This window comes from Mycobacterium sp. NGS67, assembly GCF_059812185.1.
This window is the reverse complement of record NZ_JCALCF010000031.1, coordinates 12,022-38,287: the sequence shown is the minus strand read 5'-3', so window position 1 is coordinate 38,287 and position 26,266 is coordinate 12,022. Positions and strand designations below refer to the sequence as shown.

Genomic DNA, 26,266 nt, shown 5'->3' with positions numbered 1-26,266 from the left:
CATGAGTTTGTTGGATGCTCATATTCCGCAGTTGGTGTCCTCGCAGTCGGCGTTCGGCGCCAAGGCGGGGTTGATGCGGCACACGATCGGTCAGGCCGAGCAGGCAGCGATATCGGCGCAGGCGTTTCACCAGGGGGAGTCCGCGGCGGCGTTTCAGGCCGCGCACGCCCGGTTCGTGAAGGTCGCAGCGCGGGTGAACACGTTGCTCGACATCGCCCAAGCCAACCTGGGCGAGGCGGCCGGTACCTATGTGGCCGCCGACGCTGCGGCCGCGTCGACCTACACCGGTTTCTGAGCCGGCTCAGACGAGAAAGGGTTTGCTGATGTCGCAGATCATGTACAACTACCCGGCGATGCTCGCTCATGCCGGGGACATGGCGGGCTATGCCGGCACCATGACGGGTTTGGGGGCCGACATCTCCGCCGAGCAGGCCGCGTTGCAGAACGCCTGGCAGGGTGACACCGGGCTGACGTATCAGGCCTGGCAGGTGCAGTGGAACCAGGCCATGGAGGACCTGGTGCGGGCCTATCAGTCGATGGCCAGCATCCACGAGGCCAACACCATGGCGATGCTGGCCCGCGACGGTGCCGAAGCCGCCAAGTGGGGCGGCTAGCGCCGACCTTGGACGCAATGCCCAATGCCGTCGAGCTGACGGTCGACCAGGCGTGGTTCATCGCGGAAACTGTTGAAGCGGGCAGCTTTCCGTGGGTGCTGGCCATCACGACGCCGTATCGTGACGCCGCGCAGCGAACCGCGTTCTTCGACCGGCAGGCCGACGAGCTGACCCGGATGGGGTTGATGACCGGGGATGTCGTCAACCCGCGGGTGGCCGACTGGATCAAAGTGGTGTGTTTCCCGGACCGTTGGCTCGACCTGCGTTACCTGGGACCCACCCGTCCCGACGGCAGCAGCGACATGCTGCGCGGCATCGTCGCGCAGCGCGCCGGCCGGACCGTGGTGGCGCTGCGCAGCGCCCAGCTGGTGACTTTCACCGCGATGGACATCGACGACCCGCGGGCGCTGGTTCCCGTTCTCGGCGTCGGACTGTCGCAGCGACCACCCGCCCGATTCGACGAGTTCAGCATGCCGACCCGCGTGGGTGCCCGGGCCGACGAGCGACTGCGCTCGGGCGCGCCGCTCGCCGAAGTCCTCGAGTACCTGGGCATCCCGGCTTCGGCGCGGCCGGTGGTCGAGTCGGTCTTCTCCGGGCAGCGCAGCTACGTGGAGGTCGTCGCGGGCTGCAACCGGGACGGCCGGCACACCACCACCGAGGTCGGCATGAGCATCGTCGACACCGCGGCGGGACGGGTGCTGGTCAGCCCGTCCCGCGCGTTCGACGGCGAATGGGTCTCGACGTTCGCACCCGGAACCCCGTTCGCGACCGCCGTCGCGATCGAACAACTGACTTCCTATCTGCCGGACGGGGACTGGTTCCCCGGACACCGGCTGTCCCGAGACTTCTCGGCACAGACCACGTAACACACATCAAGAGAAATCGGAGAGCACGATGTTGCAGCAACGGCACCCACGAACCGAGGTCCGGTGACGGCCGGGACCGTCATGCCGATCGTCCGCGTCGCAATCCTCGCGGACAGTCGGTTGACGGAGATGGCCTTGCCCGCCGAGCTGCCGCTGCGCGAAATCCTGCCCGCGGTACAGCGTTTGGTGGTTCCGGCCACCAATGGTGACGGCGGCGAGGCCGGTGACGCGGGCGCGGCCACCCACCTGAGCCTGGCACCTGTCGGCGGGGCGCCGTTCAGCCTGGACGCCAGCCTGGACACCGTCGGCGTGGTGGACGGTGACCTGCTGGCGTTGCAGCCGGTGCCCGCCGGTCCGGCCGCGCCGGGCATCGTCGAGGACATCGCCGACGCGGCCATGATCTTCTCCACCTCGCGGCGCAATCCGTGGGGCACCAGGCACATCCAGCGCGGTGCGCTGGCCGCGGTGATCGGTGTGACCCTGGTGGCGACCGGACTGGCCGTCACCCATCGCGTCGCGACCGGAGCACTCGGCGGCCTGGTCGCGGTCAGTGCGATCGCCGCGCTCGTCGCGATCACCGGGCTGCTGATCACGGCGCGTTCCCCGCGCACCGGGATCGCGCTGTCGATCACCGCTCTGGTACCGATCGCCGGTGCGCTGGCGCTGGCGGTGCCGGGCAGCTTCGGCGCCGCACAGGTGTTGCTGGCCGCGGCGGGCGTCGCCGCCTGGTCGCTGGTCGCCCTGATCGTGCCCAGCGCGGAGCGCGAGCGCGCCGTGGCACTGTTCACCACCACGGCAGTGGTGGGGCTCGCGGTGGCACTGGCCTCCGGCGCCGAATTGCTCTGGCAGCCACCGCTGCTCACGATCGGCTGCGGGCTGATTGTCGCGGCGCTGCTGATCACCATCCAGGCGGCTCAACTCTCGGCGCTGTGGGCCCGGTTCCCGCTGCCCGTCATCCCGGCGCCCGGAGACCCGACGCCGGCGCCGCCGTCGTCGCGGGTGCTCGAGGACCTGCCGCGGCGGGTGCGGATCGGCGACGCCCACCAGAACGGGTTCATCGCCGCGGCCGTGCTGCTCAGTGTCGCCGGCTCGGTGGCCATCGCGCTGCGTCCCGAGACGTTGAGCGTGGCGGGTTGGTACGTGGTGGGCGCGACGTCGCTGGCGGCTACGCTGCGCGCGCGGGTGTGGGACTCCGCCGCCTGCAAAGCCTGGCTGCTCGCCCAGCCGTTCCTGGTGGCCGGCACGCTGCTGGTGCACTACACGGCGACCGGCCGTTACGTCGCTGCCCTGGGCGCGGTTGCGGTGCTCGTCGTGCTGGTGCTGGTGTGGGTCGTGGTGGCGCTGAACCCGGCCGTCGCCTCGCCGGACAGCTACTCGCTGCCGCTGCGCCGGCTGCTGGGCTTCCTCGCGGCCGGGCTGGACGCCTCCCTGATCCCGGTGATGGCGTTCCTGGTGGGATTGTTCGCCTGGGTGCTCAATCGATGATGCGTGCCGGATCAACCTGTCTGGCAGCCGCTCTGGTGGCTGTGCAGGCGGGGCTGGCGGCTCCGCCGGCCCTGGCGGTCAGCCCGCCGGTGGTCGACGCCGCCGCGCAACCGCCCACCGGCTCCCCGGGACCCGTGCAGCCGATGGAGCAGCGCGGCCAATGCAGCGTCTCCGGGGTGATCCCGGGCACCGACGCGGGGCTGCCGACCCCGAGCCAGACATCGCTGAATCTGCCTGCGGCATGGCAGTTCTCGCGCGGTGAAGGCCAGCTGGTGGCCATCATCGACACCGGCGTACGGCCCGGTCCCCGGCTGAACAACGTCGACGCCGGTGGTGACTTCGTGGAGTCCACCGACGGCCTGACCGACTGCGACGGGCACGGCACCCTGGTGGCCGGTATCGTCGCCGGCCAGCCCGGTGACGACGGGTTCTCCGGCGTCGCGCCGGCGGCCCGGCTGCTGTCCATCCGGGTGACGTCGGCCAAGTTCTCACCGCGCACGCCGGGCGGCGATCCGGCGCTGGCGCGCGCCGCCGCCGAGATCGAGGCGCTGGCCCGGGCGGTCGTGCACGCCGCCGACCGCGGTGCCCGGGTGATCAACATTTCCGCGATCACCTGCTTGCCCGCCGATCGCCCGGTGGACCAGGCCGCGCTGGGCGCGGCGATCAAGTACGCGGCGGTGGAGAAGGACGCGGTGATCGTGGCCGCCGCCGGAAACAGCGGCCCCACCGGGTCGGTCGCCGGCGGAACGTCGTGCGACTCGAACCCGCTGACCGATCTGAGTCGACCCGACGACCCGCGTAACTGGGCCGGCGTCACCTCGGTCTCCGTCCCGTCCTGGTGGCAGCCCTACGTGTTGTCGGCGGCCTCGGTGGCGCCCGACGGCCGTCCGTCGAAATTCACCATGGCCGGTCCTTGGGTGGGCATCGCCGCACCCGGGGAGAACATCGCCTCGCTGAGCAACTCCGACGGCGGCGGTGTGGCCAACGGCCTGCCCGACGACCACCAGCAGCTGATCCCGCTCAGCGGCACCAGCTACGCGGCCGGTTACGTCTCCGGCGTCGCGGCACTGGTACGCGCCAAGTACCCGGCGCTGCCCGCCGCCGAAGTGGTGCGTCGCATCACCGCCACCGCGCAGAACGGCCCGCGGGACCCGTCCAACATGGTCGGAGCCGGCACCCTGGACGCGGCCGCGGCGCTGACGTGGCAGTTGCCGGCCGACTCCGCGCCGCCGAACCCGGCCACCAGACCCGTCGCCGTCCCGCCGCCACCGCCGGCCCCGGACACCACCCCCCGCAACGTCGCGCTGGTAGGAGCCGGCGTGCTGACGTTGCTCGTCCTAGTCACCGCAGCCACGGTGGCGGTAACGCGCCGCCGAAAGGAGCCCACCCCGTGAGCCAGTCGCTCGAATCCACGTCGTGGCCGGGAGCCGCGCGGATCACCCTGGCCCTGCTGGCCGTCGTGCCCGCCGCCATGGCCTACCCCTGGCAGTCCTCCCGTGCCTACCTGCTGATCGGCATCGCCGTCGTGGCGCTGATCCTGCTGTTCGGCCGTTGGCGCGGACTGTATGTCACCACGATCCTGCGTCGCCGGCTGGCGATCCTGGGCCGCGGTAACCGGACGGACCCCGAACCGGACGCCGAGACCCGCACCACGGCGCTGCTGCGGGTGGGTCCGGGCCCGTCGGAGTCCGATGTGTTGCCGTTGCCGCTGATCGCCGGCTACCTGGACCGCTACGGCATCCGCGCCGACAGCGTCCGAATCATCAACCGGGACACCGCATCCGGACGGCGGGAGACCTGGATCGGGCTGACGGTGTCGGCCGTGGACAACCTGGCGGCCCTGCAGGCCCGCTCGGCGCGGATCCCGCTGCACGAGACCGCGGAGGTCGCCGCCCGCCGGCTCGCCGATCACCTGCGCGAAATCGGCTGGGAGGCCGGCACTGTGGTGCCCGAGGATGTTCCGGAACTGCTGTCCACCCCATCCCAGGGTGGGGCACGCGAGACGTGGCGTGCGGTCCAGCAGAGCGGGTCGGATTATGTTGCGGCATACCGGATCACGGTGGACACGGCACTGGCCGAGACCCTTGACGCGGTGCGGTCCGAGCCCGCCCGGGAGACCTGGACGGCGCTGGAGGTCGGGCGCGGCGGCCACGGCGGGCCTTACACGGTTGCCGCCGCATGCGCCTTCCGCACGGACGACGCGCCGGGAAGCGCCGCGCCGGCCGCCGGGTTGACGCTGGAACGCGGCAATCAGCGTCCGGCGCTGGCGGCGCTGGATCCGCTGTCCACCCGTCGCCTCGCCGGGCACACCGCGGCACCCGCCGAGCTGCTCGCCCGGCTGCCGTGGCCCACCGCGGTGCCCGGCGCACACCGCGCGCCGAGCAGCGAGGCCGCCACCCAGGTGATCGCGCTCAGTCGTACATGAACTGGTGCAGGAATGGCGTCATCCGGCGCAGGTAGTCCAGTTGGCTGACGTGCAGCACGTGGCTGCCGGGGAACCAGTGCAGCGCGCACCGATCCCAGTGTTCCCACAACGCCACCGCGTGTTGCGGCGGCGCCATCCGGTCACCGAGCCCGGTGATGATCATCCGACGGTTCTTGGGCAGTAGCGGCCGGTAGTTGAGCGGCCCGTGGTAGGCCAGGCCGGCCTGCAGCTCTTCGCGGCTGATGCTGGTCAGCCGCAACCCCAGCCCGACGAGCGTACTGGCCGGGAACCATTCGGCGAACAGGTCTCCCGGCGTGATGACCGGGCAGTTGGGGATGACGGCCTCGAGCCGGTCGTCGACGGAAGCCACCAGCGCCGAGGTGTAGCCGCCCAGCGACAGACCGGTCAGCGCGATCCGTTCGACGCCGGTGCCGCGCAGGTAGTCCACGATCGAGCGAAAGTCGTGCACCGCCTGGGCCATCGCCTCGGCGAACCCGCTCAGCCCGCTCGCGAAATAGCCGTAACCGCTGAACGGCGAACACCTTTCGGCGCGCTTGCCGTGAAATGGCAAGGTGTACAACAAGACGTCGTAGCCGGACCGGAAATACCACGGCAACGAGAAGAACAACCCGTTGAAGACGTACGACGAGCCCATGAACCCGTGGATCACGCATAGCGTCGGGCGCGGACCGTCGTCGTGACGCCAGTGCTGGGCGTGCACGATGTTGTTGGCCGACAGCGCACTCCAGCTCTCGCGCATGGCCGGGTTGACGGCGCGGAAGCTGCTGGGGAAGGCGATGTTGTCGATGGTGGCCAGCGCGACCCGCTCGGCGAGTCGGCTGGGCCGGCGCTGCACGTCGGTGGGCGGTTGCGTCGGCGCCGGGAACGACTTACCCGGATCGTGCTCGGCCGCCAGTTCGGCGTAGAACTTCAGGCTGTCGCGCTCGCTTTCGGCGTGGCGCCGGCGCAGGTTGGCGGCCACGACGGCGGGAGCCACCGTGGTGGCGAGCAACGACGACGCCGACGTGCGCAACGCGACGTCGCCGACCGCCGAGGCCGTCACGACCACCCGCTGGCGCAGCGACAGTGACGACGTCGGGGGCAATCCCTCGCTGGTGGCGTCCGCGCCGGGCACGTCGGGTACCGGGACGGGCGGACTGATCGGATCCGCTTCGGCGGTCACCTCTGAGGTTTCGGACATCTCGCCGATCGTAACTCGCCGGTCTGGGCGATCGAGGAGGAATAGACCCCCTCGTCAATTTCGCAATTCTGCCCCGTCGGTGCGCACCGCGGAGCGGTCCGGTAATACGGTTTGTCTAAGACACACAAGACGGTGTCGATCAGGAGGACCGATATGTGGGATCCCGACGTCTATCTGGCCTTCGCCGATCACCGCAGCCGCCCGTTCTACGACTTGCTGTCGCGGGTCGGGGCCGACCGGGCGCGCCGGGTGGTCGACCTGGGTTGCGGTCCCGGACATCTGACGCGCTACCTGGCGAAGCGCTGGCCCGGCGCGGTGATCGAGGCGATCGACAGTTCACCGGAGATGGTGGCGGCGGCGCGGGAACGCGGAATCGACGCCAACACCGCCGACCTGCGTAACTGGAAGCCCCAGCCGGACACCGACGTGGTGGTCAGCAACGCCGCGCTGCACTGGGTGCCCGAGCACTCCGAGTTGCTGGTCAGGTGGACCGGCCAACTCGCGTCCGGCTCGTGGATCGCCGTCCAGATCCCGGGCAATTTCGAGACCCCGTCGCACGCCGCGGTGCGTGCGCTGGCACGCCGGGAACCGTACGCAAAGATCATGCGCGACATACCGTTTCGGGTCGGCGCCGTGGTGCAGCCGCCGTCGCACTACGCCGACCTGCTGATGGACGCCGGCTGCCGGGTCGACGTGTGGGAGACCACCTACCTGCACCAGTTGACCGGTGAGCATCCGGTGCTGGAATGGATCACCGGGACTGCGCTGGTGCCGGTGCGCGACCGACTCGACGACGAGGGATGGGAACAGTTCCGCGCCGAACTCATCCCGCTGCTGGACGACGCGTACCCGCCGCGCCCGGACGGCACGACGATCTTCCCGTTCCGGCGGGTTTTCCTGGTGGCGCAGGTCGGTGCGGCGCGCCGGTCAGGTGGCTAACCCCGGCTCGACCTCGTCTTCGATGCCGCGGTCGGTGGCGATGGCCGATCGGCTGGTGGGGACCGTGCGGTGGATCCGCAGGTATGTTTCGGTGTAGCGCTCGGAGATGCGGGTGCCGGCGAAATCCGACGGGATCACGTCGCCGGTGCGCTGGCGCCAATCATGAAGTCGGACAGCAAGATCCGACGCCACGGAGTCGGTGTACGCGTCGCGGGCGCCGGTGCCGTCCAACAGGTTCTTGCTCTCGGTGGGATCGGCGCGCAGGTCGTAGAGTTCGCGTTCCGGACGGGGTGCCGTGACCAGGGGTGCGACGGCCAGTCCCGACGGGCTCTGCTCGATGTCCCACGGCAGGTCCAGCAGTGGCCGCGGGACGTAGTTCTCGATGTAGCTGTATTCCTTGGTGCGGATCGCCCGAATCGGGTCGAACGAGTCGTGGTAGGTCTTCGTGGTGTACAGGTGCTCGCGCACCGGCGCTTCCGGCTGGGGCGCCAGCAGGGCGTCGGCATGCGAGACGCCGTCGACATCGTCCGGCACGGTCACACCCAGCAGTCCCAGCAGCGTCGGCAACAGGTCGACACCGCTGAACAACTCGTCGTAGACCCGCGGCGCCACCGACAGCCCGGTGGGCGGCCGGACGAGCAGCGCGATTCCGGTTCCGGCGTCGTACAGCGTGGATTTCGCGCGGGGGAAGGCCGGGCCGTGATCGGTGAAGAACACCACCCAGGTGCTGGTGTCGAGGCCGGTTTCGGCGAGCGTGTCCAAGATGGTGCCCACCGCGGTGTCCGCGGTGCTGATCGACCCGTAGAAGTCGGCGAGGTCGCCGCGCACCTCGGGAGTGTCGGGTAGGTAGTCGGGCAGGTCGACGGCGGCGCTGTCGGCCGGTTCGTACCGGTCGTGCGGGTAGGGCCGGTGGGTTTCGAAGAACCCGGCGGTCAGCAGGAACGGCCGTGCCGACGGGTCCTCGGAGTTGCCGTCCCGCACCCATTCGTGCAGCCATCGTTCGACCTTGTCCACCACGTACTCGCAGTAGGAGTTGGACACGTCGAACTCGTCGAAACCCAGCCGCTTGGGATAGGACGTCTCGTGCTGCATTCCGAAAAGTGCAGAGTACCAACCGGATTCGTTCAACAACTGGGGCAAGGTGCGTACGTCGCTGCGGTATTCCCAGCCGTGGTGCGCCAGACCGATCAGGCCGTTGCTCTGTGGATAGCGACCGGTGAACAGCGACCCGCGCGACGGCGAGCACAGCGGCGCGGTGGCGTGCGCCCGGGTGAACAGGATGCCCTCGGCGGCCAGGCGGTCCAGTCGCGGACTCGACACGTCGGGGTGCCCGTACGCGCCGAGGTAGCGCCCCAGGTCGTGCCAGTGCACCAGCAGAATGTTCTTGCCGGCCGCGCCTGCGTGGTCATTCGTCAAGGTCGGTCACCCTTCGTACGTGTGCGGCCGGGCTCCATCGGTTCTCCGTGACGAACTCGTGCAACGGTCGCGCCACGGCCCAGCGGTCCAATTCCAGCACCGGTCGATCCGGGAACTCCGGCACCGGCCCCAGGCACAGGATCGCCACTGGTTCGGCGTCGGCGGGCATCTGCAGCAACGCCGCCAACCGCCGCGGATCGAACAGCGACACCCAACCCATGCCCAGACCTTCGGACCGGGCCGCCAGCCACAGGTTCTGGATCGCGCACGACACCGAGGCCAGGTCCATCTGCGGCAGCGTGCGCCGGCCGAAGATGTGCGCGTCCCGGCCGTCGCACAGCGCTACGACCAGCAACTCCGCGCAGTCCAGGACGCCTTCGACCTTGAGCGCCAAAAACTCGGCTTCCCGCGGCCCCAGCGCACTCCCGGTGTGCGCACGCTCGGCGTCGACGAGTGCATGAATCCGGTGCCGAAGCCGGGTGTCGGTGATCCGGATGAACCGCCACGGCTGCATCAACCCCACACTGGGCGCGGCGTGTGCCGCTTGCAGCAGACGTGTCAGCACCTCCTCGCGCACCTCGCCGCCCGGTACGAAGCGGCGCATGTCTCGTCGTTCGGAGATCACCCGGTACACGGCGCGGCGTTCTGCCGCGGTGAACGCGTGATCTGTCACTGGGCCATCGTAGGAACGCGACCGTCAGGGACTGTAGGTGACGCCCACCGCCCGGATCACATACTCGGGCGGCACGTCGAAAGCCAGCGACCGCCGCGGCAGCAGGGCCAGCACGTCTTCGTCGATCGCGTCCTTGAAATGCAGCGAGAGATGGCCGTGGAAACGCTGGTCGACGGCGGCGGTGTCCAGGTCGAGCTGCAATCCCGTTGCGGATATCTCCGCGCGGGCGGCTCCGCTGTTCGGCTCGTCCCATCGCACGTCCATCGCGCGGCCGGCCAGTTTCGGCACCACCGACAGCGTCGCCAGGGCCCGCTGCGAGGTGAACGCCAGCGCGCCCACGTAGCCGGCGATGCTGCCTTGGGACCGGATGCCGGGAATGGCGCCGCTGAACCGTCGGGTGACCGGGATGGACTCGGCCAGGTACAGCAGTCCCTCGTCGTCCAGCCGGGCCCGCAGATCCGCAGGTAATTTGCCGACGCCGAACAACTTCCGAACAATCACCGCCATGACGCCAGTATGGGGTGGTTTCGCCGTGCGCGCACCGATCCTGCGAGCTTCGTGGGCGACGGGTCTGGCCGCGGCCGCGGTGCTGCTCTACGTCATGTTGTGGGTCGGGCACCGTCAGGAGTGGGGCTGGCTGGTGGCTTTCGACTGGTCGCTGCTGAACCCGGCGCACGACATCGGCGTCAAGCACGACGGTTGGGTGCGGTTCTGGGTTGCGGTGTCTTTCGTCCTGGGTCCGGTCCCGATGCGGATGGTGGGGTTGGCGGCCACCGTGCTGGCTCTGGTGCGCCGCCGGGTGCGGATGGCGTTGTTGCTGTTGTTCTGTGGGCCGCTCAACGGACTGGTGACGATGCTGGCCAAGGGCCTGGCCGGGCGGCCTCGCCCGTCGACGGCGCTGGTGGTGATTCCGGAGTCGTCGTTTCCGTCCGGGCATGCCCTCGAGGCCATGTGCGGTGTGCTCGCCTTGCTGACGTTTGCGTGGCCGCTGTTGACCCGCGCGCAGGTGCGTATCGCCGCGCTGGCGCTGGGGGCGCTGGCCGTGTTCATCGTCGGCGTCGCGCGCGTCGCCCTCAACGTGCATCACCCCTCGGACGTGATCGCCGGCTGGGCACTGGGATACGTGTATTTCCTGCTGTGCCTGTGGGTGTTTCGGCCGCAACCGGTCGAGTGTTCATCACGGCCGCGTGACCCAATCGGGCCTTAACCTTTACTTGACCCTCACCTCGCCCGGTCTGACGATGAAACGATGCGCCGACTGGTAGCTCTGCTGTGTGCTGCGGTATGCGCCGTCGGTGCGGCGGCGGTGTTGGCGACGGGATCCGCGCAGGTGGCCGGCGCCGCGGGCAATCCGTGGTTCGCGAACTCGGTCGGCAATGCGACACAAGTGGTTTCGGTTGTCTCCACCGGTGGTTCGAACGCCAAGATGGACATCTATCAGCGCACCGCGGCCGGCTGGCAACCGCTTAAGACCGGGATCCCCACCCATGTCGGCTCGGCGGGCATGGCGCCGCAGGCCCGAAGTGGTTATCCCGCCACCCCGATGGGGGTGTACACCCTGGACTCCGCCTTCGGCACCGCGCCCAATCCCGGTGGGGGACTGCCCTATACGCAGGTCGGACCCAATCACTGGTGGAGCGGTGACGATCACAGTCCTACCTTCAACTCGATGCAGGTGTGTCAGAAAGCCCAGTGTTCCTTCAACACTGCCGAAAGCGAGAACCTGCAGATCCCGCAGTACAAGCACTCGGTGGTGATGGGCGTCAACAAGAACAAGGTGCCCGGCGGCGGCGCCGCATTCTTCTTTCACACCACCGACGGCGGACCCACCGAGGGTTGCGTGGCAATCGACGACGCCACGCTGGTGTCGATCATCAAGTGGCTGCGTCCCGGCGCCGTCATCGCGATCGCCAAGTAGCGTTCCCCCCGCGAGAAGACGCAAAAGCCCCGATTTGCTCCGCAAATCAGGGGCTTTTGCGTCTTCTCGTCAGGCTAGGTCCGCCCGCGCCCGGCCGGGCTTGAGGTGGAACTTCAGGTCCGCCACCGACATCGTCGCCTCGTAGGTGCGGTCGTATCCGGTGGCGCTGATCCGCCACCCGTCCGGGGTGCGCCGGTACTGGTCGCGGTAGAACGCCGCCCCGATCAGCATGAAGTCGTACTCGGCCACGATGACCCGGTCCTGCAGATACCAGATGCCCGACGCGGTGTCGCCGGTGACGGTGATCTCCGGATGCGTCACCCGGTGTTCGGTGACCACACCGGGCCCCATCGCCGAGCTCAGGTACTCCACCAGGTCCTTGCGGTTGTCGAAGTGCAACTCCTTGCCCAGCGACGAGCCGTAGGCGCCGACGATGTCCTCGGTCATGGTGTCCGCGAACTCGTCCCAGTGCTTGGTGTCCATCGCCCGCAGGTAGCGGTACTTGACCTGTTTGATCGCTTCGACGTCTGCCACGGGGAACTCGGGAAGGCTCACCCGGTCATTGCAGCACACCGGGGCGGCGCCCTCACCGCAGGGGCGGTGAATCGAACGCCGGCGGGTGCGCTCTGTCAAGAGTGACGCGGGTACCTTTTTGATGACGACACGGCCACGACCGGATACCAATGAGGTTGGGGCCGAACCATATTGAGCCGACCCGCAGCTATGGTTGACGCGCTGGCTACCGACCCTGTCGACGAAAGTATTGGCCATATGTACGACCCGCTGGGGTTGTCGATCGGGACCATGAACATGGTCGCGGCGACGACCGGGAGTTCCCCGGTCATCCGTCGCGCCGTGCTCACCCTGTATCCGCATTGCGCCCCGAAACTCGTTGCACCCGAGGAGAACTCGAGTGCGGCCGAACTGGGCCTGCCGATGAGTGGCTTCGTGGAGCGCATCGGCGACTCGGTGGCACTGGTCTCCCCGGACGGCTCGGCGCACGACCCCGACCTGCTGACGGTCGAGGCGCTGGAGGCCATGGTCGTCGCGGCCGGGGCCGACTCCAGTGCCGCCGAGATCGCGATCGCCGTTCCCGCGCACTGGAAACCGGGCACCGTGCAGGCATTGCGAAATGCCTTGCGTACCCATGTCGGCTTCGTGCGCAGCGGGATGGCCCCGCGCCTGGTCTCCGATGCGATAGCGGGGCTGACGGCGGTCAAAGCCGAGGCGGAACTCCCGCCGGGCGGCGTGGTGGGACTGCTGGATTTCGGTGCGTCCGCAACGCAGGTGACACTGCTGGAGATCAAGGCTGACTTCGAACCTGTCGGCGCCACAATGCGTTACGAGGAATTCTCGGGCAACCAGATCGACCAGTCGGTGCTACTGCACGCCATCGACATGCTCGGTCACGAAGACGCCGACGTGGGCCGGTTGGGCCGGTTGCAGGCGCAGTGCCGGGAGGCCAAGGAGCGACTGTCGACCGATGCGGTGACCGAGCTCTCGATCGAGCTTTCCGGTGCCAGTGCGGCACTGGAATTGACCCGCGACAAGTTCGAGGACCTGATTCGAGACCGGTTCAGCGGCCTGGTCTATGCGTTCGACGACATGCTGGCACAGCATGACTTCCGTTTCGCCGACCTGGCCGCATTGGTCACAGTCGGCGGCGGAGCCAGCATTCCGCTTGTCGCCCAACGTCTTTCGGCGCACACCCGGATTCCGGTCCTGACCGCCGCGCAGCCGTTGTGCGCCGCCGCGCAGGGGGCGTTGCTGCTGGCCGACCGCGGCGACCTGCTCGACCTGCGGACCCGCGCGTCCATCGGTGTGATGGCGGGAGTCGCGGGCACCGCCCTGCTCGACTCGCCACCGGCTCGCGACGTGCTGGTGATCGACCACGACGCGTTGACCGATCGCGAGTTGGCCTGGTCGCAAACCGAGTTCCCCGAAGTGCTGACCCGGTTCGAGGGCGACTCGTACAACGAAGACGGCCCCTGCTTCTCGATGCGGCTGAACGTGATCGATCCGCCCAAGGAGCCGCCGTGGCGACGCGTCCGGCTGTCGCAGGTGCTGATCGGGCTCTGCGCGGCGGTCGCGATGACGGCCATCGGGGGGGTGGCCATCACGTTGACCGCCCTCGAGCAGCGCCAGGCGCCGCACAAGCCCGCGATCGTGCCCAGCGTGGCACCGACACCGTCGTCTCCCAGCGCCAAGCTGCCCAGCCCGGCCCCAGCCAGTCCGCTCAAGCCCAGCCCGCTACCGCCGCCCAGCGAGGCGCCGGCCCCGAGTGTGGTGGCGCCGCCGCCCAGCCAGGAGACACCACCACCACCGGCGCCCCCGATGACGACGACCAGGCCCGCGCCGGTGACCACGACCAGGCCGCCGGTCGCCACGACAACAGTCACCACCACCGCGCCCCCGCCCTCGGCGGCGGAGGCACCGGCGGCCGCGGAGGCACCCAGCGCGGCGGAGGCGCCGAGCGCCCCGGAGTCGCCGTCGTCGGTGCGGATGACCACGCAGTGGTTGCACGTCCCGCTGATCCCGGTTCCGATACCGATCCAGGTGCCGGCCAACGGAGCCCCCCAGAACCAGGTTCCGCAGACCCAGCTCCAGCAGGATCCGGGTCCACAGAACCCGTTCTCGAGTCCCGGCAGTCCATGATTTGAGGTTGCTCAGAACAACGCTCGACCCCGACGTGCGCGAGTAGGGTTTTTCCTGGCAAACTGCATAGAAGCCAGTTAAACCATTTCGTCGAAGGCGGCCCGCGCGGTAGGCCGGTCCGCCTAGACCCCGTAACTAGCTCGCACCAGCTTGGAGGGGTTATGGACATCGTGCTCGGGGTATCGATGGAGCCCTCGGCGGTCCGAATGTTGCTGATCGAGGGCGCGAACGCCGACGGCGTCACCGTCGAGGAAGACAGCATCGAAGTCCCGGCGTCCGCCGATGACTCGACGACCCAGGTGATCGGCGCGCTGATCGGCACCTGGGAAGGCGCCCTCGAGGGCGGGCATCAACTCACCTCGACCGGGCTCACCTGGACCGACCCGAGCCAGGTCGCCGCGCTGCGCGCCGAACTCGCCTCCCGCGAGGTCGGCGGGGTGATGCTGGTGTCGCCGCTGCTGGCCGCGGCGGCGCTGGCCCAGACGGTGGGCGCCGCACTCGACTACCGGTACATCGCGATGCTGTTCGTCGAGTCCGACAGCGCGACCCTGGCCGTGGTCGACATCGCCGACGGCTCGATCGTGGACCTGCACCGACAGTCGTTGCGCGATTCGGTGGCAGCCGAACTGGTGACGATGGTCGCCGGACTGGACGGCCCACAAGCACGCGCCGACGGCGTCTTCCTGGTCGGCTGTGGGGTCGACATCGTCGGCGTCAAGCCCACCCTGGAAGCCGCCACGTCTTTGCCGGTCAGCTGCCCCGAGGAGCCGGAGCTGGCACTGGCCCGCGGCGCGGCGCTGGCCTCGGCGAATGCGCCGCTGTTCGCGTCCTCGACGTCGGCCCTGGCCTATGCGCTGGACCCGGGCACCGGGGAGGTGAGCCCGCGCGCCCTGACCCCGAGCTACCTCGACGTGTGCGCGATGGCCGGGGTGGACGAGGGTTCGCTGGCCTACAGCGCGGTGGACGACGCAGCCGACGACGACCCGGTGGTCCGCGGCAACCGCCGACCCTTGGCGATGGTCGGTGGTGCCGTAGCCGGGGTCGCCGCCGTCGTGGCGGGCGCGTTGGTGATCTCGCTGGCCTCCGATGTCCGGCCCAGCTCGGCCCAACGGTCCGAGCAGCGTGAGATCGTCCAGACACCGCAGGCACCGGCTACCGAGCTGCCCGCGCAGGTGCTGTCGCAGGCGAGTGCGCCACCGCCCGCCGCCCTGCCGCCGACGAGTGCGCCTCCGGCCGCCGCGCCGCCGACCGAGGTGGCCGCCCCACCGCCGGTCGTGGTGGCCCCGGCGCCCCAGACGGTCACCAAACCGGCCCCGGCCCCGGCGGCCATGGCCCCGGCGCCCCAGCCCCGCCGCCAGCCCACCCGACAGGCCCCGCCGCCGGTGCAGACCCCCGTGCAGCAGGCCCCGCCGCCGTCGGCGCCCGCCCCGGTGGCCCCGCCGCCCGCGCCCGCCCCGGCCGCGCCGACCCCGATCATGACGGCCTACCTGCACCTACCGTTCTTCTCGATCCCGATCCCGATCAACGCGCCGCCCCCGCCGCCCCCACCGGCGCCGCCGGCTCCTTAGCGCTTGGTGGCGCATCGCGCCGGTTGAGCGCAGACTGGTGGTAATCCATTTCCAGTTGGTAGGAGGTCGCGTGAGCGACAGTGGTTCGTCCGGGGCGTTCGGCTTCGACCCCGACGATTTGGACCGGGTGATCCGGGAAGGTACCGAGGGTCTGCGCGACGCGTTCGAGCGGATCGGCAAGTTCGTCGCCGCGCCGGGCGCCCGGTCGGGATGGTCGGCGCTGTTCGACGAGTTCACGCCGCGCCGCCCGCGGCCCGAGCCCGAGACCACCGGCGAGACCGGTGACGGCGTCTGGGCCATCTACACCGTGGGTGCCGACGGTGACGCGCGCGTGGAGCAGGTGTATGCCACCGAACTCGACGCGCTACGCGCCAACAAGACCAACACCGACCCCAAGCGCAAGGTGCGGTTCCTGCCGTACGGGATCGCGGTCAGCGTGCTGGACGACCCGGCGGCCGACGACGCGCCGGAGAACCCCTAGCTAGCCCTGCTCGACCACGTTGTTGCTGCCGCTCTTGCTGATCTTCGGCGAGCCGGAGTGGTAGGTGATCTTGTTGTTCAGGCCGGACGCGTCGATGGTGTCGGCCGTGTCGACGGTGACGATGTTCTGCAAGCCGGACACCGTGACCGTCGCGCAGTGACCGGTCAGGGTCACCGTGTTGGAGATGCCGCTGACGGTGACGGCGTTGCCGTTGCAGGTCACGGTGCGGTTCTCGTTGATGCCCGAGACCACCACCTCCTGGCCGGCCGGTGCGGTCGCCGACGGTGACGGCGCCGAACTCGGTGCGCGGGTCTTACCGGTATGCGGTGCCGTGGCGCCGCCGGTGGCGGCGGTCGCCGACGTGGTGGGCGTGACGGCGGTTTCGGTGTCGGAGAACTGGCGGGCGACGTAGGCGGCGATGCCACCCACCAGCACCAGCACGCCGACGATGGCGACGGCGGCCAGAATCCAGAACCACCGGAACCCCGATGACGATCGGGGCGTCCCACCGGGGTAGGGGGGCGGGTAGCCATAGGGCGGGGGCCCACCGGGCCCCATCGATGCGTTGACCGGGGGCGGCACCGGCCCCGGCGGCGGCGGCGGATAGCTGTAGCCGCCGCCGCTGTCAGAGCCCAGTTCGGATGCGCGCGCCGCGTCTGCCAGCGGCTGCTCCAGCTCGCGGATCCGGGCTTCCGGGTCGTCCTGCGGGTTCATGGGCAGATATTCCCATATCCACAGCACGGGCGAATAGGCTCGCGTCCGTGCCCGCATTGCCGAATCGTCAGGTCCTGTTGCGCCGCCGTCCCGCTGGGCTCGTCCAGCCCGACGACACCGAACTGGTCACCCGTCCGGCACCGGCGCCCGCGGCCGGGGAGGCACTGCTGCGCACCACCTACGTGGGCCTGGACGCCGCCGTCCGGACCTGGCTCGACGACCAGCCCAGCTACCTGCCGCCGGTGCAGATCGGCGAAGTCATCCGGGCCGCCGGAATCGGGGAGGTCGTCGAATCCCGTTGCGACGCATACGCTGTCGGCGACATCGTCACGACACTGACCGGCTTCCAGGAATACGTCATCATCCGCGATGACGTGTTCAGCACACCGATCCCGGGCGAGGACGACCAACTGGCCATCATGTCGGTGTACGGCCCCACCGGGGCCACCGCCTACTTCGGCATGACCGACATCGGCCGACCGCAGCCGGGGGAGACGGTGGTGGTCTCGGCCGCGGCGGGCGCGACCGGATCGGTGGCGGGACAGATCGCCAAGATCGCCGGGGCCCGGGTGGTGGGCATCGCCGGGGGCCCGGCCAAATGCCGGGCGGTGGTGGAGGACTTCGGTTTCGACGCCTGCATCGACTACAAGAACGACGACCTGGCGGCCGCGCTGAAGCAACACTGCCCGCGCCGGGTGGACGTCTATTTCGACAATGTCGGCGGACCGATCCTCGACGCGGTGCTCGGGCGGCTGGCACCCAAGGCCCGGGTCGTGCTGTGCGGGGTCATCTCCAGCTACCTCACGGGGGAGCACCCGGGACCGGCCAACTACGTCAACCTGCTGTCCAAGACCGCGCTGATGCAAGGGTTCAACGCACTGGATCAGTGGGGTCGTTTCGACGAGGCCTTCGCCAACCTGCGCAGCTGGGAAGCTCAGGGACGGCTGCGGCACCGCCAGACCATCTTCGACGGCATCGAATCGTGCGTCGACGCCCTCAACGGACTATTCACCGGGGCGAACATCGGCAAGACCCTGGTCAAGGTCAGCGATCCCGGCTGAGTCGCGCGGCACACGTCGCCAGACTCCGCGCAGCACCGGGCGGGCTGCTATCGTCCCTTGCCATGCCACAGATGGACCGTCGCCGCATGATCATGATGGCGGGATTCGGCGCGCTGGCAGCCGCGATCCCGACCCCCCCGGCGGGTGCAAGCCCGTCCCGACCGGCCGCTCCGGCCCCCGCGCCGGCCGCCCCGGCCGCGGGCGCGTCCGGCGCGTTCATCTGGCACGACGAGTTCGACGGTCCGGCCGGCTCGGCCCCCGACCCGTCCAAGTGGGCCATTTCCAATCACCGCACGCCGATCCGTAATCCGGTCGGCTTCGACCAGCCGCAGTTCTGGGGTCAGTACCGCGACAGCCGGCAGAACGTCTTCCTGGACGGCAACTCCAACCTGGTGCTGCGCGCCACGCGCGACGGCGGCGGGGTCTTCGGCGGCCTGGTCCACGGTCTGTGGCGGGGCGGCGTCGGCACCACCTGGGAAGCCCGGATCAAGATGAACTGCCTGGGACCGGGTATGTGGCCCGCCTGGTGGTTGTCCAACGACGACCCGGGCCGCAGCGGCGAGATCGACCTGATCGAGTGGTACGGCAACGGCACCTGGCCGTCAGGCACCACAGTGCACGCCAACCCGGACGGGACGGCGTTCGAGACGCACCCGATCGGTGTGGACGGCGCCTGGCACAACTGGCGCGTCCGCTGGGACGTCACCGGCATGTACTTCTGGGTCGACTACACCGACGGCGCGCCGCCCTACTTCTCGGTGCCGGCGACCGGGATCGAGAACCTCGACGAGCCCTTCAAGGAATGGCCGTTCAACGACCCCGGCTACACGGTGTTCCCGGTGCTGAACCTGGCGGTCGGCGGATCCGGTGGCGGTGACCCCGCGGCCGGCAACTACCCGTCGGACATGCTCGTCGACTGGGTGCGCGTCTTCTAGTTACTCAGATACAGGTTCCACAGCCCGTCGGCGCCCTGGCGGCAATCCCAATGCGTGTAGGCGCCGTCGTTGTGCGTGATCTCGACGTGCGGGCCGTCGGCCTGGCACGCGGCCAGCGTCGAATAGGTGCCCTCTACCTGCACTTCGTCGGCGTTGGCAAGGCCGACCGCGGTGGTCATCAGCCCGCCTGCTGCCGCGAGAATGCCGGCGGCGACAACGGTCTTCATGGGAATCCCCTTCCGGACTTGTTGCTCCGATGAATTGCCCGAGCAGGGTCTGACGAAACCTGGGCCGGGATTTCGTTCGAACGTATGATCGACAAATGGGTCGCCTGGCGTCGATCGGATACAACGGGCAACCGCTGCGCGGCCCGTTCCGCGTGGTGCGTCCGCCCATCGCGGTACTGGTCGACCTGACCGCGCTGTTCCCGCGCGAACCACACCGGTCCGGCCGCTACCACCCCAACGGTCTGCAGCTGCACAAGGTGGTGGAGGGCACGCTGAGCTGCTGGGGCATCTGCGAGCAGGGCGACTGGTGGGGGCTGGTGACCTATCCGGTGCAGTTCGGGGCCAGGCAGAAGGCGGTGACGCACTGGGTGCCGGCCTGGACCCTGCGCCGGAAAGGCGAACGGACGTGATCGTCCGGGTGGATGACCATCCGAAACCCCGCCGCTGAGTCCGCATCCCGGCGATCCGATCCGAATGCGCTGACGCGTTAAGGTTGGCCTGGTGAACCTGCGGCCGACGCGACCACTGCACAGCATCAAACAGATCACCCGCGGGCTGGGGGCGCTGGATCGCGAACTGTTCGAGGCCATCGCGGAAACTCCGACCCCGCTGCTGGACACGGCGATGCCGCCGTTGACCCGGGCGGCCGACCATTCCAAGCTGTGGTTTGCCATCGCCGCAGTCCTGCTCGCGACTGGAAAGCATTCGGCGCGGCGCGGCGCGGTGCGGGGACTGGTGACGCTCGGCGTGGCCAGTCTGTTCACCAACCAGGGCGCCAAGCGGATTCGGCAGCGCCCACGTCCGCGTTACGAGTCGGTCCCGCTGATCAGACGGCCGCGCCGCCGGCCGACCTCGAACTCGCTGCCGTCCGGGCACTCCGCCAGCGCCGCCGCGTTCGCGGTCGGTGTGGGTCTGGAAAATCCGCCGCTGGGCTTCGGTCTGGCCGTGCTGGCGGGTCTGGTCGGACTGTCGCGGGTGGCCACCGGCGCCCACTATCCCGGCGACGTCGTGATCGGCTTCGGCATCGGGGCCGGCATCGCCGTCGCGGGCAGTCGCCTGGTGCCGCCGATCGTCGAGACCTCGCTGCCGAAAACCGAACCGCTGTGGGTTCCGGTGCCGGAGCGGCCGGACGGCTCGGGCATCGTGCTGGTGGTCAACCCGGCCTCGGGCAGCGGCACCGGGGCCCGCGTCCTCGAACAGGTTCGTGCCGAACTGCCGCAGACCGAGATCGTCGAACTGGTGCCCGGCGAAGACCCGATACCGGTGCTGCGCGACGCCGCCGCACGTGCCGAGGTACTCGGTGTCGCCGGCGGCGACGGCACGGTGTCCGCGGCGGCGGCCGTCGCCGTCGCAGCGCAGCTGCCACTGGCGGTCTTTCCCGCCGGCACGTTCAACCACTTCGCGAAGGACATCGGCTGCGACACGGTGACCAAGACCGTGCAGGCGGTCCGTCGCGGCAGCGTCGCGGCGGTGGACCTGATGTGCCTCAACGAAAGCCACATGGTGGTCAACACCGCCAGCATCGGCGCTTACCCCGCGTTCGTGCGCAGGCGCGAAAAGCTGGAGCGGCGCATCGGCAAGCCGCTGGCCGGGTTCTACGCCATGCTGAGCACGCTGCGCAACGAACAGCCGGTGCGCATCCGCTACGACAACAAGACGCTGCAGACATCGCTGTTCTTCGTCGGCAATTCCCTTTATCTGCCAACGGGATTCGCGCCGGCCCGGCGGACCAGGATGGACGACGGACTGATCGACGTGCGCATTCTGGAAACCGGCCGGCGGCTGGCGCGCACCAGGATCGTGGCGGCCCTCGCGCTGGGACGGTTGCAACGCAGCCCGCTGTACCACGAGATGCAGGTGCCGCAGTTCACCTTCACCGCCGTGGACGGGCCGACGGTGATCGCCCACGACGGCGAGGTCGGCGACAAGTACGACGAGGCCACGTTCATGTCGAAATATCGGGCGCTTCCGGTTTATCGGCCGGGTGACTGACGCTCATGTCGACACCGTCGTTCACGCCGGCCGCCGGCGACCCGAAGTACACCAGGTATTACGACACGGTCATCGCGCTACTGACCCGTGAGCAGCGTTGGCGCTCGGCCGCGATCGCGCAACTCGGTCTGCAATCCGGTCAGCTTGTTGTCGATATCGGCTGTGGCACAGCATCTTTGGCGATCAGGGTGAAGCAGGCGCAGCCGGACGCGCGGGTGATCGGGGTGGACCCCGACGCGCAGATCCTGGCCATTGCGCGGGACAAGGTGCGCAAGGCCGGCGTGGACGTGGAATTCGTGCACGCCATGGGCGACCAGGCGGCCGAACGCGTCGGGCCGGGCAGCGCCGACAGAGCGGTGTCCAGTCTGGTGCTGCATCAATGCCCGGTGCCGATGAAGAAGGCGATCATCGCCAACATGTTCGCGCTGCTGCGGCCCGGCGGCGAACTCGTCATCGCCGACTACGGATGGCAGCGCAGCGCGCTGATGCGGTTTCTGTTCCGGGGCGTGCAACGCGTCGACGGCAAGGCCGATACCCAGCCCAACGCAGACGGCATCCTGCCGGAGTTGATCGGGCAGGCCGGCTTCGTGGACGTCGCCGAGAAAGCGGTGATTCCGACGGTGACGGGATCCTTCTCGATTTACCACGCGCGCCGGCCGGATGAATGATCCGGCTATTCAAAACAGCCGAAATGCGCAAAGATCGTCCTAGCTGAACGCATATGTCGGGGGTGCGGCTCACGCGTTTCCAGCAACCGTGCGAAAGGACCCGCCCATGAAAACGATGCTGCGACTCGCCACACCCGCGCTGGCCGTCCTGGCCGTGGTCTGGGCGCCATCGGCGGCGGCCGACCCCAACAGCTTCCTCGACGAGCTGCAGGTCAACAACGTCCACCTGCCGAACAAGACTCCGGCCCAGACGATTGCCGCGGGCAACCAGGTGTGCAGCGACCTGCGCGGTGGTGCTTCGGTGCTGGACGAGATGACCAAGGTCGAACAGCGGTACGGCTTCAGCCAGGGAACGTTGTTCGTCAGCGCCTCGACGACCAACCTCTGCCCCGACTTCGCCAACCACTGATTTAGCGATGCGCTGTGGGCAACAACTGCAGCAAGACGCTGGCCGTGCTCTGCGCGCTGGTGTTGGTGTGCGCGGGGTGCACTAAGGGCGGCAGCAACCAACCCGCCGCTTCCAGCCCGGGTTCGAGTGCCCAGCCGAGCGGCGGCAAACCCGGTGCCGGGGGACCGTTGTTCGACGGGAACCAGCCGTTCACCAACAACGTCAGCGGAGCCAAGGTCTCCGCGCGCAGTGCCGCCATCATCGCCGCGCTCAGCAACATGGGTGGTTGGGGCAACGACAACGTTTTCCAGGTCGACTTCTCCATTCCGCTGTTCTTCGCCGACAAGAACTCACCGCGCATGCAGGTGGTCGCCGACGACAACTACTGCGACGGCGGGCCGGACTGCGACAAGGTTCCGGCCAAGATGCCGGTGCCGGCCGGCGCCCATTTCGAGGGTTCGTCGGATTTGAGTTGCGACGTGACCGGCAGCACCGACGGTCAGAGCGACTGCCACCTGTTGGTCGCCGAACGTGACGAGCACAAGCTGTACGAGATCTATCTGGGCGGCAAGAAGGGCGATTCGATAGCCGCGCACGCCTTCTTCGTGTGGGATTTGAAAAAGAAGTACCCGGAGACGCTGCGGGGCGACCAGTGCACCAGTGCCGACGCCGCCGGGTTCCCGATCGCCGCGCTGTTGCCCACCGCCGACGAAGTCGCCGCGGGTGCGGTCAACCACCCGCTGCGATTCATCCTGCCCAATCCCCGGATGAAGGCGAAGGTGTACGTGCGTCCGGCGACGCACGCCGGCGGCCCGGACAGCGAGGACCCGAACGCCCCGCCGTACGGGGTGCGGTTCCGGCTCAAGGCCGACTTCGACGAGTCACCGTTCTCGGCCTCGGAAAAGGTAATCATCAAGGCGCTCAAGACATATGGGATGCTGCTGGCCGACGGCGGGCAGATACCCCTGACGTTCGCCGACGATTCCAACAACACCGCCAAATGGGAAAGCCTCGGGATCACCGCCCAGTCGTTCAGCAAGGTCGGGGTGGACAGTTTCGAGGTGGTGGAGTCGGGCCCGGAGGTTCCGCTGACCTACGAATGCGTGCGTAATCCCTGAAGCCTGCCGAATCGAGTACCGCGCTACTCAGTCGATCCCGGATGCCGGACCGCACGCTGATGCGGTGTCCGACGTTCTGAGCGAGCGTGAACAAGCGCTGCGCAAACTCCCGCTGCCGTACTCGCTGGCCCTGCGGCTGCGCGACGCCGGTGTCGCGCGGGAAGTGATCTGTGAATACGTCGGTGTCGAAAACGGTTCCCTCGACGGTGTCTATCGGCTGGCTGAGGCGAAACTCATTGCCCTGCAACAGTAGCGGCGCGAGGTTCGGAATCGGCTTCCGTCAGTTGCGTATCGGGCTACGCTATCGGCGTGCGTCTTTCGTGGCCGCTGATCGGACGGTCGCAGGAATTGGCGGTCATCGAAGCCGCCATTTCCGACGCCACAGCGTCCGGAATCGTCGTCTGGGGCACCGCCGGCGTCGGAAAGAGCCGGGTGGCGCATGAAGCACTCGCCGCGGCGGCCGCCGAAGGGTATGAGATCCGTTGGGCGGTCGGCAGCGCATCCGCGCGATCGCTTCCGTTGGGGGCCTTTGCTTCGTGGGTTAGTCTGCCGGATCCCGACCACAGCCAGCTGGTGCATCTGGTCCGCGACATGATCGAGTCGCTGACCGCCGGAGCGCCCCGCACACCGGTGGTGGTCGCCGTCGACGACGCGCACCTGCTCGACGACTTGTCGGCGTTCGTCCTGCACCAGATCGTCGAACGTCGCGCGGCGAAAGTCCTACTGACCATCCGCAGTGGCGAGCCGGTTCCCGTTGCGGTGCAGGACGTGTGGCGCGGTGCCGCATTCGAACGGCTCGACCTGCAACCCCTCTCGGCCGACGAGGTCGCCACGCTGTTGTCGGCAACACTGGACGGTCCGGTGGATCCCGCTGCCGCGCAACATATTTGGAAACTGACGCGGGGCAATGCGCTGTATCTGCGCAACATCGTCGAGCAAGAGGTGTCCGACGGGCGGTTTGCTATACGGCACGGTTACTGGCGCTGGACTGGTGAACCCGTCGTGCCACCCAGCTTGGCCGAACTGATCGAGTCGCGGATGGGCACGCTCCCCGGCGCGGTCGGCGAGGTGGTGGACGCGCTTGCGGTGGGGGAGCCGATCGAGCTGGCGTCCTTGTCGCGGATCACCGACCCGGTGGCCGTCGAGGAAGCCGACGTGCGCGGCTTGATCACGCTGGCCACGGTCGACGGCGGCGTGCAGGTCCGGCTGGCCCACCCGCTGTATGGCGAGCTGCGTCGCAAACGGGCCGCGCCCACCCGACTGCGCCGGCTACGCGGCCGGGTGGCCGAAGAGTTGGCCGCGTCCCCGGAACGCGACGAGGCGCGAATGGTGGTGCGGCGCGCGGTATTGAGCGTCGACTCCGACCTTCCGGCAGACCCGGGCTTGCTGCTCACCGCAGCCGAGGGCGCCATGTTCCTGGCCGATGCTCCGCTGGCCGACCGGCTGGCCGCAGCGGCGATCCAGGCGGGCGCGGGGGTTCAGGCCTACCACATCCGCTCGTTCGCGCTGGCGTGGCAGGGCCGCGGCGAGGAGGCCGACGCGGTGGTGGCCGCCACTCCGACCGAGGGCTTCAGCGTGGCCGACCACGTGTACCTGCTCGGGCATCGAGGCTTCAGCAAGCTGTGGGCACTCGCCGATCCCGACGGTGCGAAGCGACATTTCGACGAAGCCGCCGGGATGGCGACGGCGGACACGCGCAGCTGGTCCGACGCCTACCTGACCGTCTATTGGGCGTCGATGGCGCAGCCCGCGAAGGCCCGGGAGTTCGGCGCCGGCCTGGACCTCGAGCAGCTCCCCGGAATCATGAGCTCGGCAGCGGCGTGGGCGCTCGCCGTGGCGCACGGGGACGCGGGGTGCGCTGCGGAGGCCAGCCGGGCGGCTGAAATCGGTTATGCCTATGCAGAGCGCGTGGGCACGGCCGCGCACATGCGGCTCCTCATCGTCGACCGGCATGTCGGCGCGCTGCTGCAGTGTGGCCGGTTGACTGAGGCGGGTTCGCTGGCCGAGCAGGCGCGCAGGCAGACGACGGACGTTCCCGGTGTCGCCCAGCAACTCAGCATGGGGATCCGGGGTCGGGTCGCCGCCGCGTCGGGCCGACTGGACGAAGCAAGGGCACTGCTGGGAACCGTGGTCGAGTTGTTCATGGGCGATTCCAACGGCTTCCGCTACCGTTACCTGGTTCCGCTCACCACGGCGCTGGCCATGTCCGGCCGGACCGACGAAGCGGCCATCGCGCTCGACGCGGTGGAAACCGAACCCCATCGAAGTTACGGCTTCGTCGAGTATGAACGAGAACTCGCCCGCGCCTGGCTCGCTGCCGCCCAGGGTGTCGTCAGTGACGCGATCAAGATCGCCTTGTCGGCTGCCGAAAAATCATGTGCAAGAGGTCAATTCGGATCCGAGGTGGTGTGCCTGCAGACCGCGGCGCAGTTCGGCGACGGCTCGGTCGCGGTCCGGTTGGGGGAGCTGGAAACGATCGTCGAGGGTCCCCGGGTAGCGGTGGCCGCCAGGTTCGCTGCCGCGTTGAATGCGGGTGACGCGGCCGGATTGGCCTCGGTGTCCGAGGACTTCGAAGAGATGGGCGACCTGGTGGCCGCGACGGATGCGGCTGCCCACGCGGCAATCACCTACCGCCACAAGGGGTTACGAGGATCGGCGCTGGGCTGCTCGACGCGGGCCGACGCGCTGGCCCAGCGCTGCGGCGGGGCGTCGACGCCCGCGCTACGGCAGGCCAGCACGCGCGTTCCGTTCACCGTGCGGGAGCATGAGATCGTGACGCTGCTGGGCGAGGGTCTGTCCAGCCGTGCGGTGGCCGAACGTCTGACGCTGTCGGTGCGCACCGTCGAGGGCCACATCTATCGGGCCATGGCCAAGACCGGCGTCTCCAGTCGCGAGGAACTCGCGGCCCTGCTACGACGCTGA

Annotated in this window: 28 protein-coding genes; 21 read left to right on the top strand and 7 right to left on the bottom strand. The window is 69.0% G+C overall.

Going from position 1 to position 26,266, the window contains the following annotated elements:
- Window position 1 precedes the first annotated feature (1 nt).
- From esxG to eccE, 6 genes are all read left to right on the top strand, one after another.
- Window positions 2–295, top strand: a complete 294-nt coding sequence (gene esxG, locus AC5Y4D_RS22780) for a type VII secretion system protein EsxG (RefSeq protein WP_499993783.1) — start codon at window positions 2–4, stop codon at window positions 293–295.
- Between the two features lie 28 nt (window positions 296–323).
- Window positions 324–614 carry a WXG100 family type VII secretion target gene (locus tag AC5Y4D_RS22775; protein ID WP_499993785.1) on the top strand — a complete coding sequence of 97 codons (291 nt, stop codon included), beginning with the start codon at window positions 324–326 and terminating at the stop codon, window positions 612–614.
- A gap of 8 nt (window positions 615–622) precedes the next feature.
- Window positions 623–1,480 carry an ESX secretion-associated protein EspG gene (locus AC5Y4D_RS22770; protein ID WP_499944088.1) on the top strand — a complete coding sequence of 286 codons (858 nt, stop codon included), beginning with the start codon at window positions 623–625 and terminating at the stop codon, window positions 1,478–1,480.
- Between the two features lie 81 nt (window positions 1,481–1,561).
- Window positions 1,562–2,965, top strand: a complete 1,404-nt coding sequence (gene eccD / locus AC5Y4D_RS22765) for a type VII secretion integral membrane protein EccD (RefSeq protein ID WP_499993802.1) — start codon at window positions 1,562–1,564, stop codon at window positions 2,963–2,965.
- Window positions 2,962–4,359, top strand: coding sequence for a type VII secretion-associated serine protease mycosin (gene mycP, locus AC5Y4D_RS22760; protein WP_499993787.1), 1,398 nt, complete (start codon window positions 2,962–2,964; stop codon window positions 4,357–4,359). Before eccD ends, mycP begins: the two co-directional genes overlap by 4 nt.
- On the top strand, window positions 4,356–5,390 hold the full coding sequence (gene eccE / locus AC5Y4D_RS22755; RefSeq protein ID WP_499993789.1) for a type VII secretion protein EccE: 1,035 nt from the start codon (window positions 4,356–4,358) through the stop codon (window positions 5,388–5,390). Before mycP ends, eccE begins: the two co-directional genes overlap by 4 nt.
- On the opposite strand, the gene AC5Y4D_RS22750 is transcribed toward eccE, so the two are convergent.
- Complete coding sequence (locus AC5Y4D_RS22750; protein WP_499993790.1) at window positions 5,377–6,591, bottom strand: alpha/beta fold hydrolase; 1,215 nt, start codon at window positions 6,589–6,591, stop codon at window positions 5,377–5,379. The genes eccE and AC5Y4D_RS22750 overlap by 14 nt on opposite strands.
- A 153-nt stretch (window positions 6,592–6,744) precedes the next feature.
- Between AC5Y4D_RS22750 and AC5Y4D_RS22745 the strand changes: the two genes are divergently transcribed.
- Window positions 6,745–7,530, top strand: coding sequence for a trans-aconitate 2-methyltransferase (locus tag AC5Y4D_RS22745; protein ID WP_499993792.1), 786 nt, complete (start codon window positions 6,745–6,747; stop codon window positions 7,528–7,530).
- On the opposite strand, the gene AC5Y4D_RS22740 is transcribed toward AC5Y4D_RS22745, so the two are convergent.
- From AC5Y4D_RS22740 to AC5Y4D_RS22730, 3 genes are read right to left on the bottom strand one after another with little or no spacing between them, the layout of a single operon-like run.
- Window positions 7,519–8,946 carry a sulfatase family protein gene (locus AC5Y4D_RS22740; RefSeq protein ID WP_499993793.1) on the bottom strand — a complete coding sequence of 476 codons (1,428 nt, stop codon included), beginning with the start codon at window positions 8,944–8,946 and terminating at the stop codon, window positions 7,519–7,521. The two genes, AC5Y4D_RS22745 and AC5Y4D_RS22740, sit on opposite strands and share 12 nt — an antisense overlap.
- The gene (gene bluB / locus AC5Y4D_RS22735) at window positions 8,936–9,619 is read right to left on the bottom strand and encodes a 5,6-dimethylbenzimidazole synthase (RefSeq protein ID WP_499993795.1); all 684 of its coding nucleotides are present in this window, start codon (window positions 9,617–9,619) and stop codon (window positions 8,936–8,938) included. Before bluB ends, AC5Y4D_RS22740 begins: the two co-directional genes overlap by 11 nt.
- Before the next feature lie 24 nt (window positions 9,620–9,643).
- Window positions 9,644–10,126: a hypothetical protein gene (locus AC5Y4D_RS22730; RefSeq protein ID WP_499993796.1), complete on the bottom strand. Its 483-nt coding sequence runs from the start codon at window positions 10,124–10,126 to the stop codon at window positions 9,644–9,646.
- Between AC5Y4D_RS22730 and AC5Y4D_RS22725 the strand changes: the two genes are divergently transcribed.
- Together AC5Y4D_RS22725 and AC5Y4D_RS22720 are read left to right on the top strand one after the other, a co-directional pair.
- Window positions 10,125–10,826, top strand: coding sequence for a phosphatase PAP2 family protein (locus AC5Y4D_RS22725; RefSeq protein WP_499993797.1), 702 nt, complete (start codon window positions 10,125–10,127; stop codon window positions 10,824–10,826). The two genes, AC5Y4D_RS22730 and AC5Y4D_RS22725, sit on opposite strands and share 2 nt — an antisense overlap.
- Window positions 10,827–10,868: 42 nt before the next feature.
- Complete coding sequence (locus tag AC5Y4D_RS22720; RefSeq protein ID WP_499943948.1) at window positions 10,869–11,537, top strand: L,D-transpeptidase family protein; 669 nt, start codon at window positions 10,869–10,871, stop codon at window positions 11,535–11,537.
- Window positions 11,538–11,606: 69 nt separating this feature from the next.
- On the opposite strand, the gene AC5Y4D_RS22715 is transcribed toward AC5Y4D_RS22720, so the two are convergent.
- Complete coding sequence (locus AC5Y4D_RS22715) at window positions 11,607–12,110, bottom strand: nuclear transport factor 2 family protein (RefSeq protein ID WP_499993804.1); 504 nt, start codon at window positions 12,108–12,110, stop codon at window positions 11,607–11,609.
- A 198-nt stretch (window positions 12,111–12,308) separates the two neighbouring features.
- Here AC5Y4D_RS22715 and AC5Y4D_RS22710 point away from each other — a divergent pair, with 198 nt between their 5' ends.
- From AC5Y4D_RS22710 to AC5Y4D_RS22700, 3 genes are all read left to right on the top strand, one after another.
- The gene (locus AC5Y4D_RS22710) at window positions 12,309–14,192 is read left to right on the top strand and encodes an Hsp70 family protein (RefSeq protein WP_500038273.1); all 1,884 of its coding nucleotides are present in this window, start codon (window positions 12,309–12,311) and stop codon (window positions 14,190–14,192) included.
- A gap of 161 nt (window positions 14,193–14,353) precedes the next feature.
- Window positions 14,354–15,760, top strand: coding sequence for a DUF7159 family protein (locus tag AC5Y4D_RS22705; protein ID WP_500038272.1), 1,407 nt, complete (start codon window positions 14,354–14,356; stop codon window positions 15,758–15,760).
- Window positions 15,761–15,830: 70 nt separating this feature from the next.
- Window positions 15,831–16,241: an Rv0313 family protein gene (locus AC5Y4D_RS22700; RefSeq protein WP_500038271.1), complete on the top strand. Its 411-nt coding sequence runs from the start codon at window positions 15,831–15,833 to the stop codon at window positions 16,239–16,241.
- Here AC5Y4D_RS22700 and AC5Y4D_RS22695 read toward each other — a convergent pair whose 3' ends face one another.
- Complete coding sequence (locus AC5Y4D_RS22695; protein WP_500038270.1) at window positions 16,242–16,955, bottom strand: DUF3060 domain-containing protein; 714 nt, start codon at window positions 16,953–16,955, stop codon at window positions 16,242–16,244.
- Window positions 16,956–17,002: 47 nt separating this feature from the next.
- Between AC5Y4D_RS22695 and AC5Y4D_RS22690 the strand changes: the two genes are divergently transcribed.
- Together AC5Y4D_RS22690 and AC5Y4D_RS22685 are read left to right on the top strand one after the other, a co-directional pair.
- Window positions 17,003–18,016, top strand: a complete 1,014-nt coding sequence (locus AC5Y4D_RS22690) for an NADP-dependent oxidoreductase (protein ID WP_500038269.1) — start codon at window positions 17,003–17,005, stop codon at window positions 18,014–18,016.
- Between the two features lie 62 nt (window positions 18,017–18,078).
- A complete protein-coding gene (locus AC5Y4D_RS22685; protein ID WP_499943941.1) occupies window positions 18,079–18,951 on the top strand; it encodes a glycoside hydrolase family 16 protein in 873 nt (290 codons plus the stop codon).
- Here the strand turns inward: AC5Y4D_RS22685 and AC5Y4D_RS22680 are convergent.
- On the bottom strand, window positions 18,948–19,178 hold the full coding sequence (locus tag AC5Y4D_RS22680) for a hypothetical protein (RefSeq protein ID WP_499993273.1): 231 nt from the start codon (window positions 19,176–19,178) through the stop codon (window positions 18,948–18,950). The genes AC5Y4D_RS22685 and AC5Y4D_RS22680 overlap by 4 nt on opposite strands.
- Window positions 19,179–19,273: 95 nt before the next feature.
- Here AC5Y4D_RS22680 and AC5Y4D_RS22675 point away from each other — a divergent pair, with 95 nt between their 5' ends.
- The 7 genes from AC5Y4D_RS22675 to AC5Y4D_RS22645 all read left to right on the top strand — a co-directional run bounded on the left by AC5Y4D_RS22675 (window position 19,274) and on the right by AC5Y4D_RS22645 (window position 26,266).
- Window positions 19,274–19,588 carry a hypothetical protein gene (locus AC5Y4D_RS22675; RefSeq protein WP_500038268.1) on the top strand — a complete coding sequence of 105 codons (315 nt, stop codon included), beginning with the start codon at window positions 19,274–19,276 and terminating at the stop codon, window positions 19,586–19,588.
- A gap of 91 nt (window positions 19,589–19,679) precedes the next feature.
- Complete coding sequence (locus AC5Y4D_RS22670) at window positions 19,680–21,170, top strand: bifunctional phosphatase PAP2/diacylglycerol kinase family protein (protein ID WP_499943938.1); 1,491 nt, start codon at window positions 19,680–19,682, stop codon at window positions 21,168–21,170.
- A 5-nt stretch (window positions 21,171–21,175) separates the two neighbouring features.
- The gene (locus AC5Y4D_RS22665; protein ID WP_500038267.1) at window positions 21,176–21,838 is read left to right on the top strand and encodes a class I SAM-dependent methyltransferase; all 663 of its coding nucleotides are present in this window, start codon (window positions 21,176–21,178) and stop codon (window positions 21,836–21,838) included.
- A 106-nt stretch (window positions 21,839–21,944) separates the two neighbouring features.
- A complete protein-coding gene (locus AC5Y4D_RS22660; RefSeq protein WP_499943936.1) occupies window positions 21,945–22,247 on the top strand; it encodes a DUF732 domain-containing protein in 303 nt (100 codons plus the stop codon).
- A gap of 14 nt (window positions 22,248–22,261) precedes the next feature.
- Window positions 22,262–23,344: a hypothetical protein gene (locus AC5Y4D_RS22655; RefSeq protein ID WP_500038266.1), complete on the top strand. Its 1,083-nt coding sequence runs from the start codon at window positions 22,262–22,264 to the stop codon at window positions 23,342–23,344.
- A 64-nt stretch (window positions 23,345–23,408) separates the two neighbouring features.
- Complete coding sequence (locus AC5Y4D_RS22650) at window positions 23,409–23,597, top strand: hypothetical protein (protein ID WP_499943934.1); 189 nt, start codon at window positions 23,409–23,411, stop codon at window positions 23,595–23,597.
- Window positions 23,598–23,653: 56 nt separating this feature from the next.
- Entirely contained in the window at window positions 23,654–26,266 is a 2,613-nt protein-coding gene (locus AC5Y4D_RS22645; RefSeq protein WP_500038265.1) for an AAA family ATPase, read from the top strand.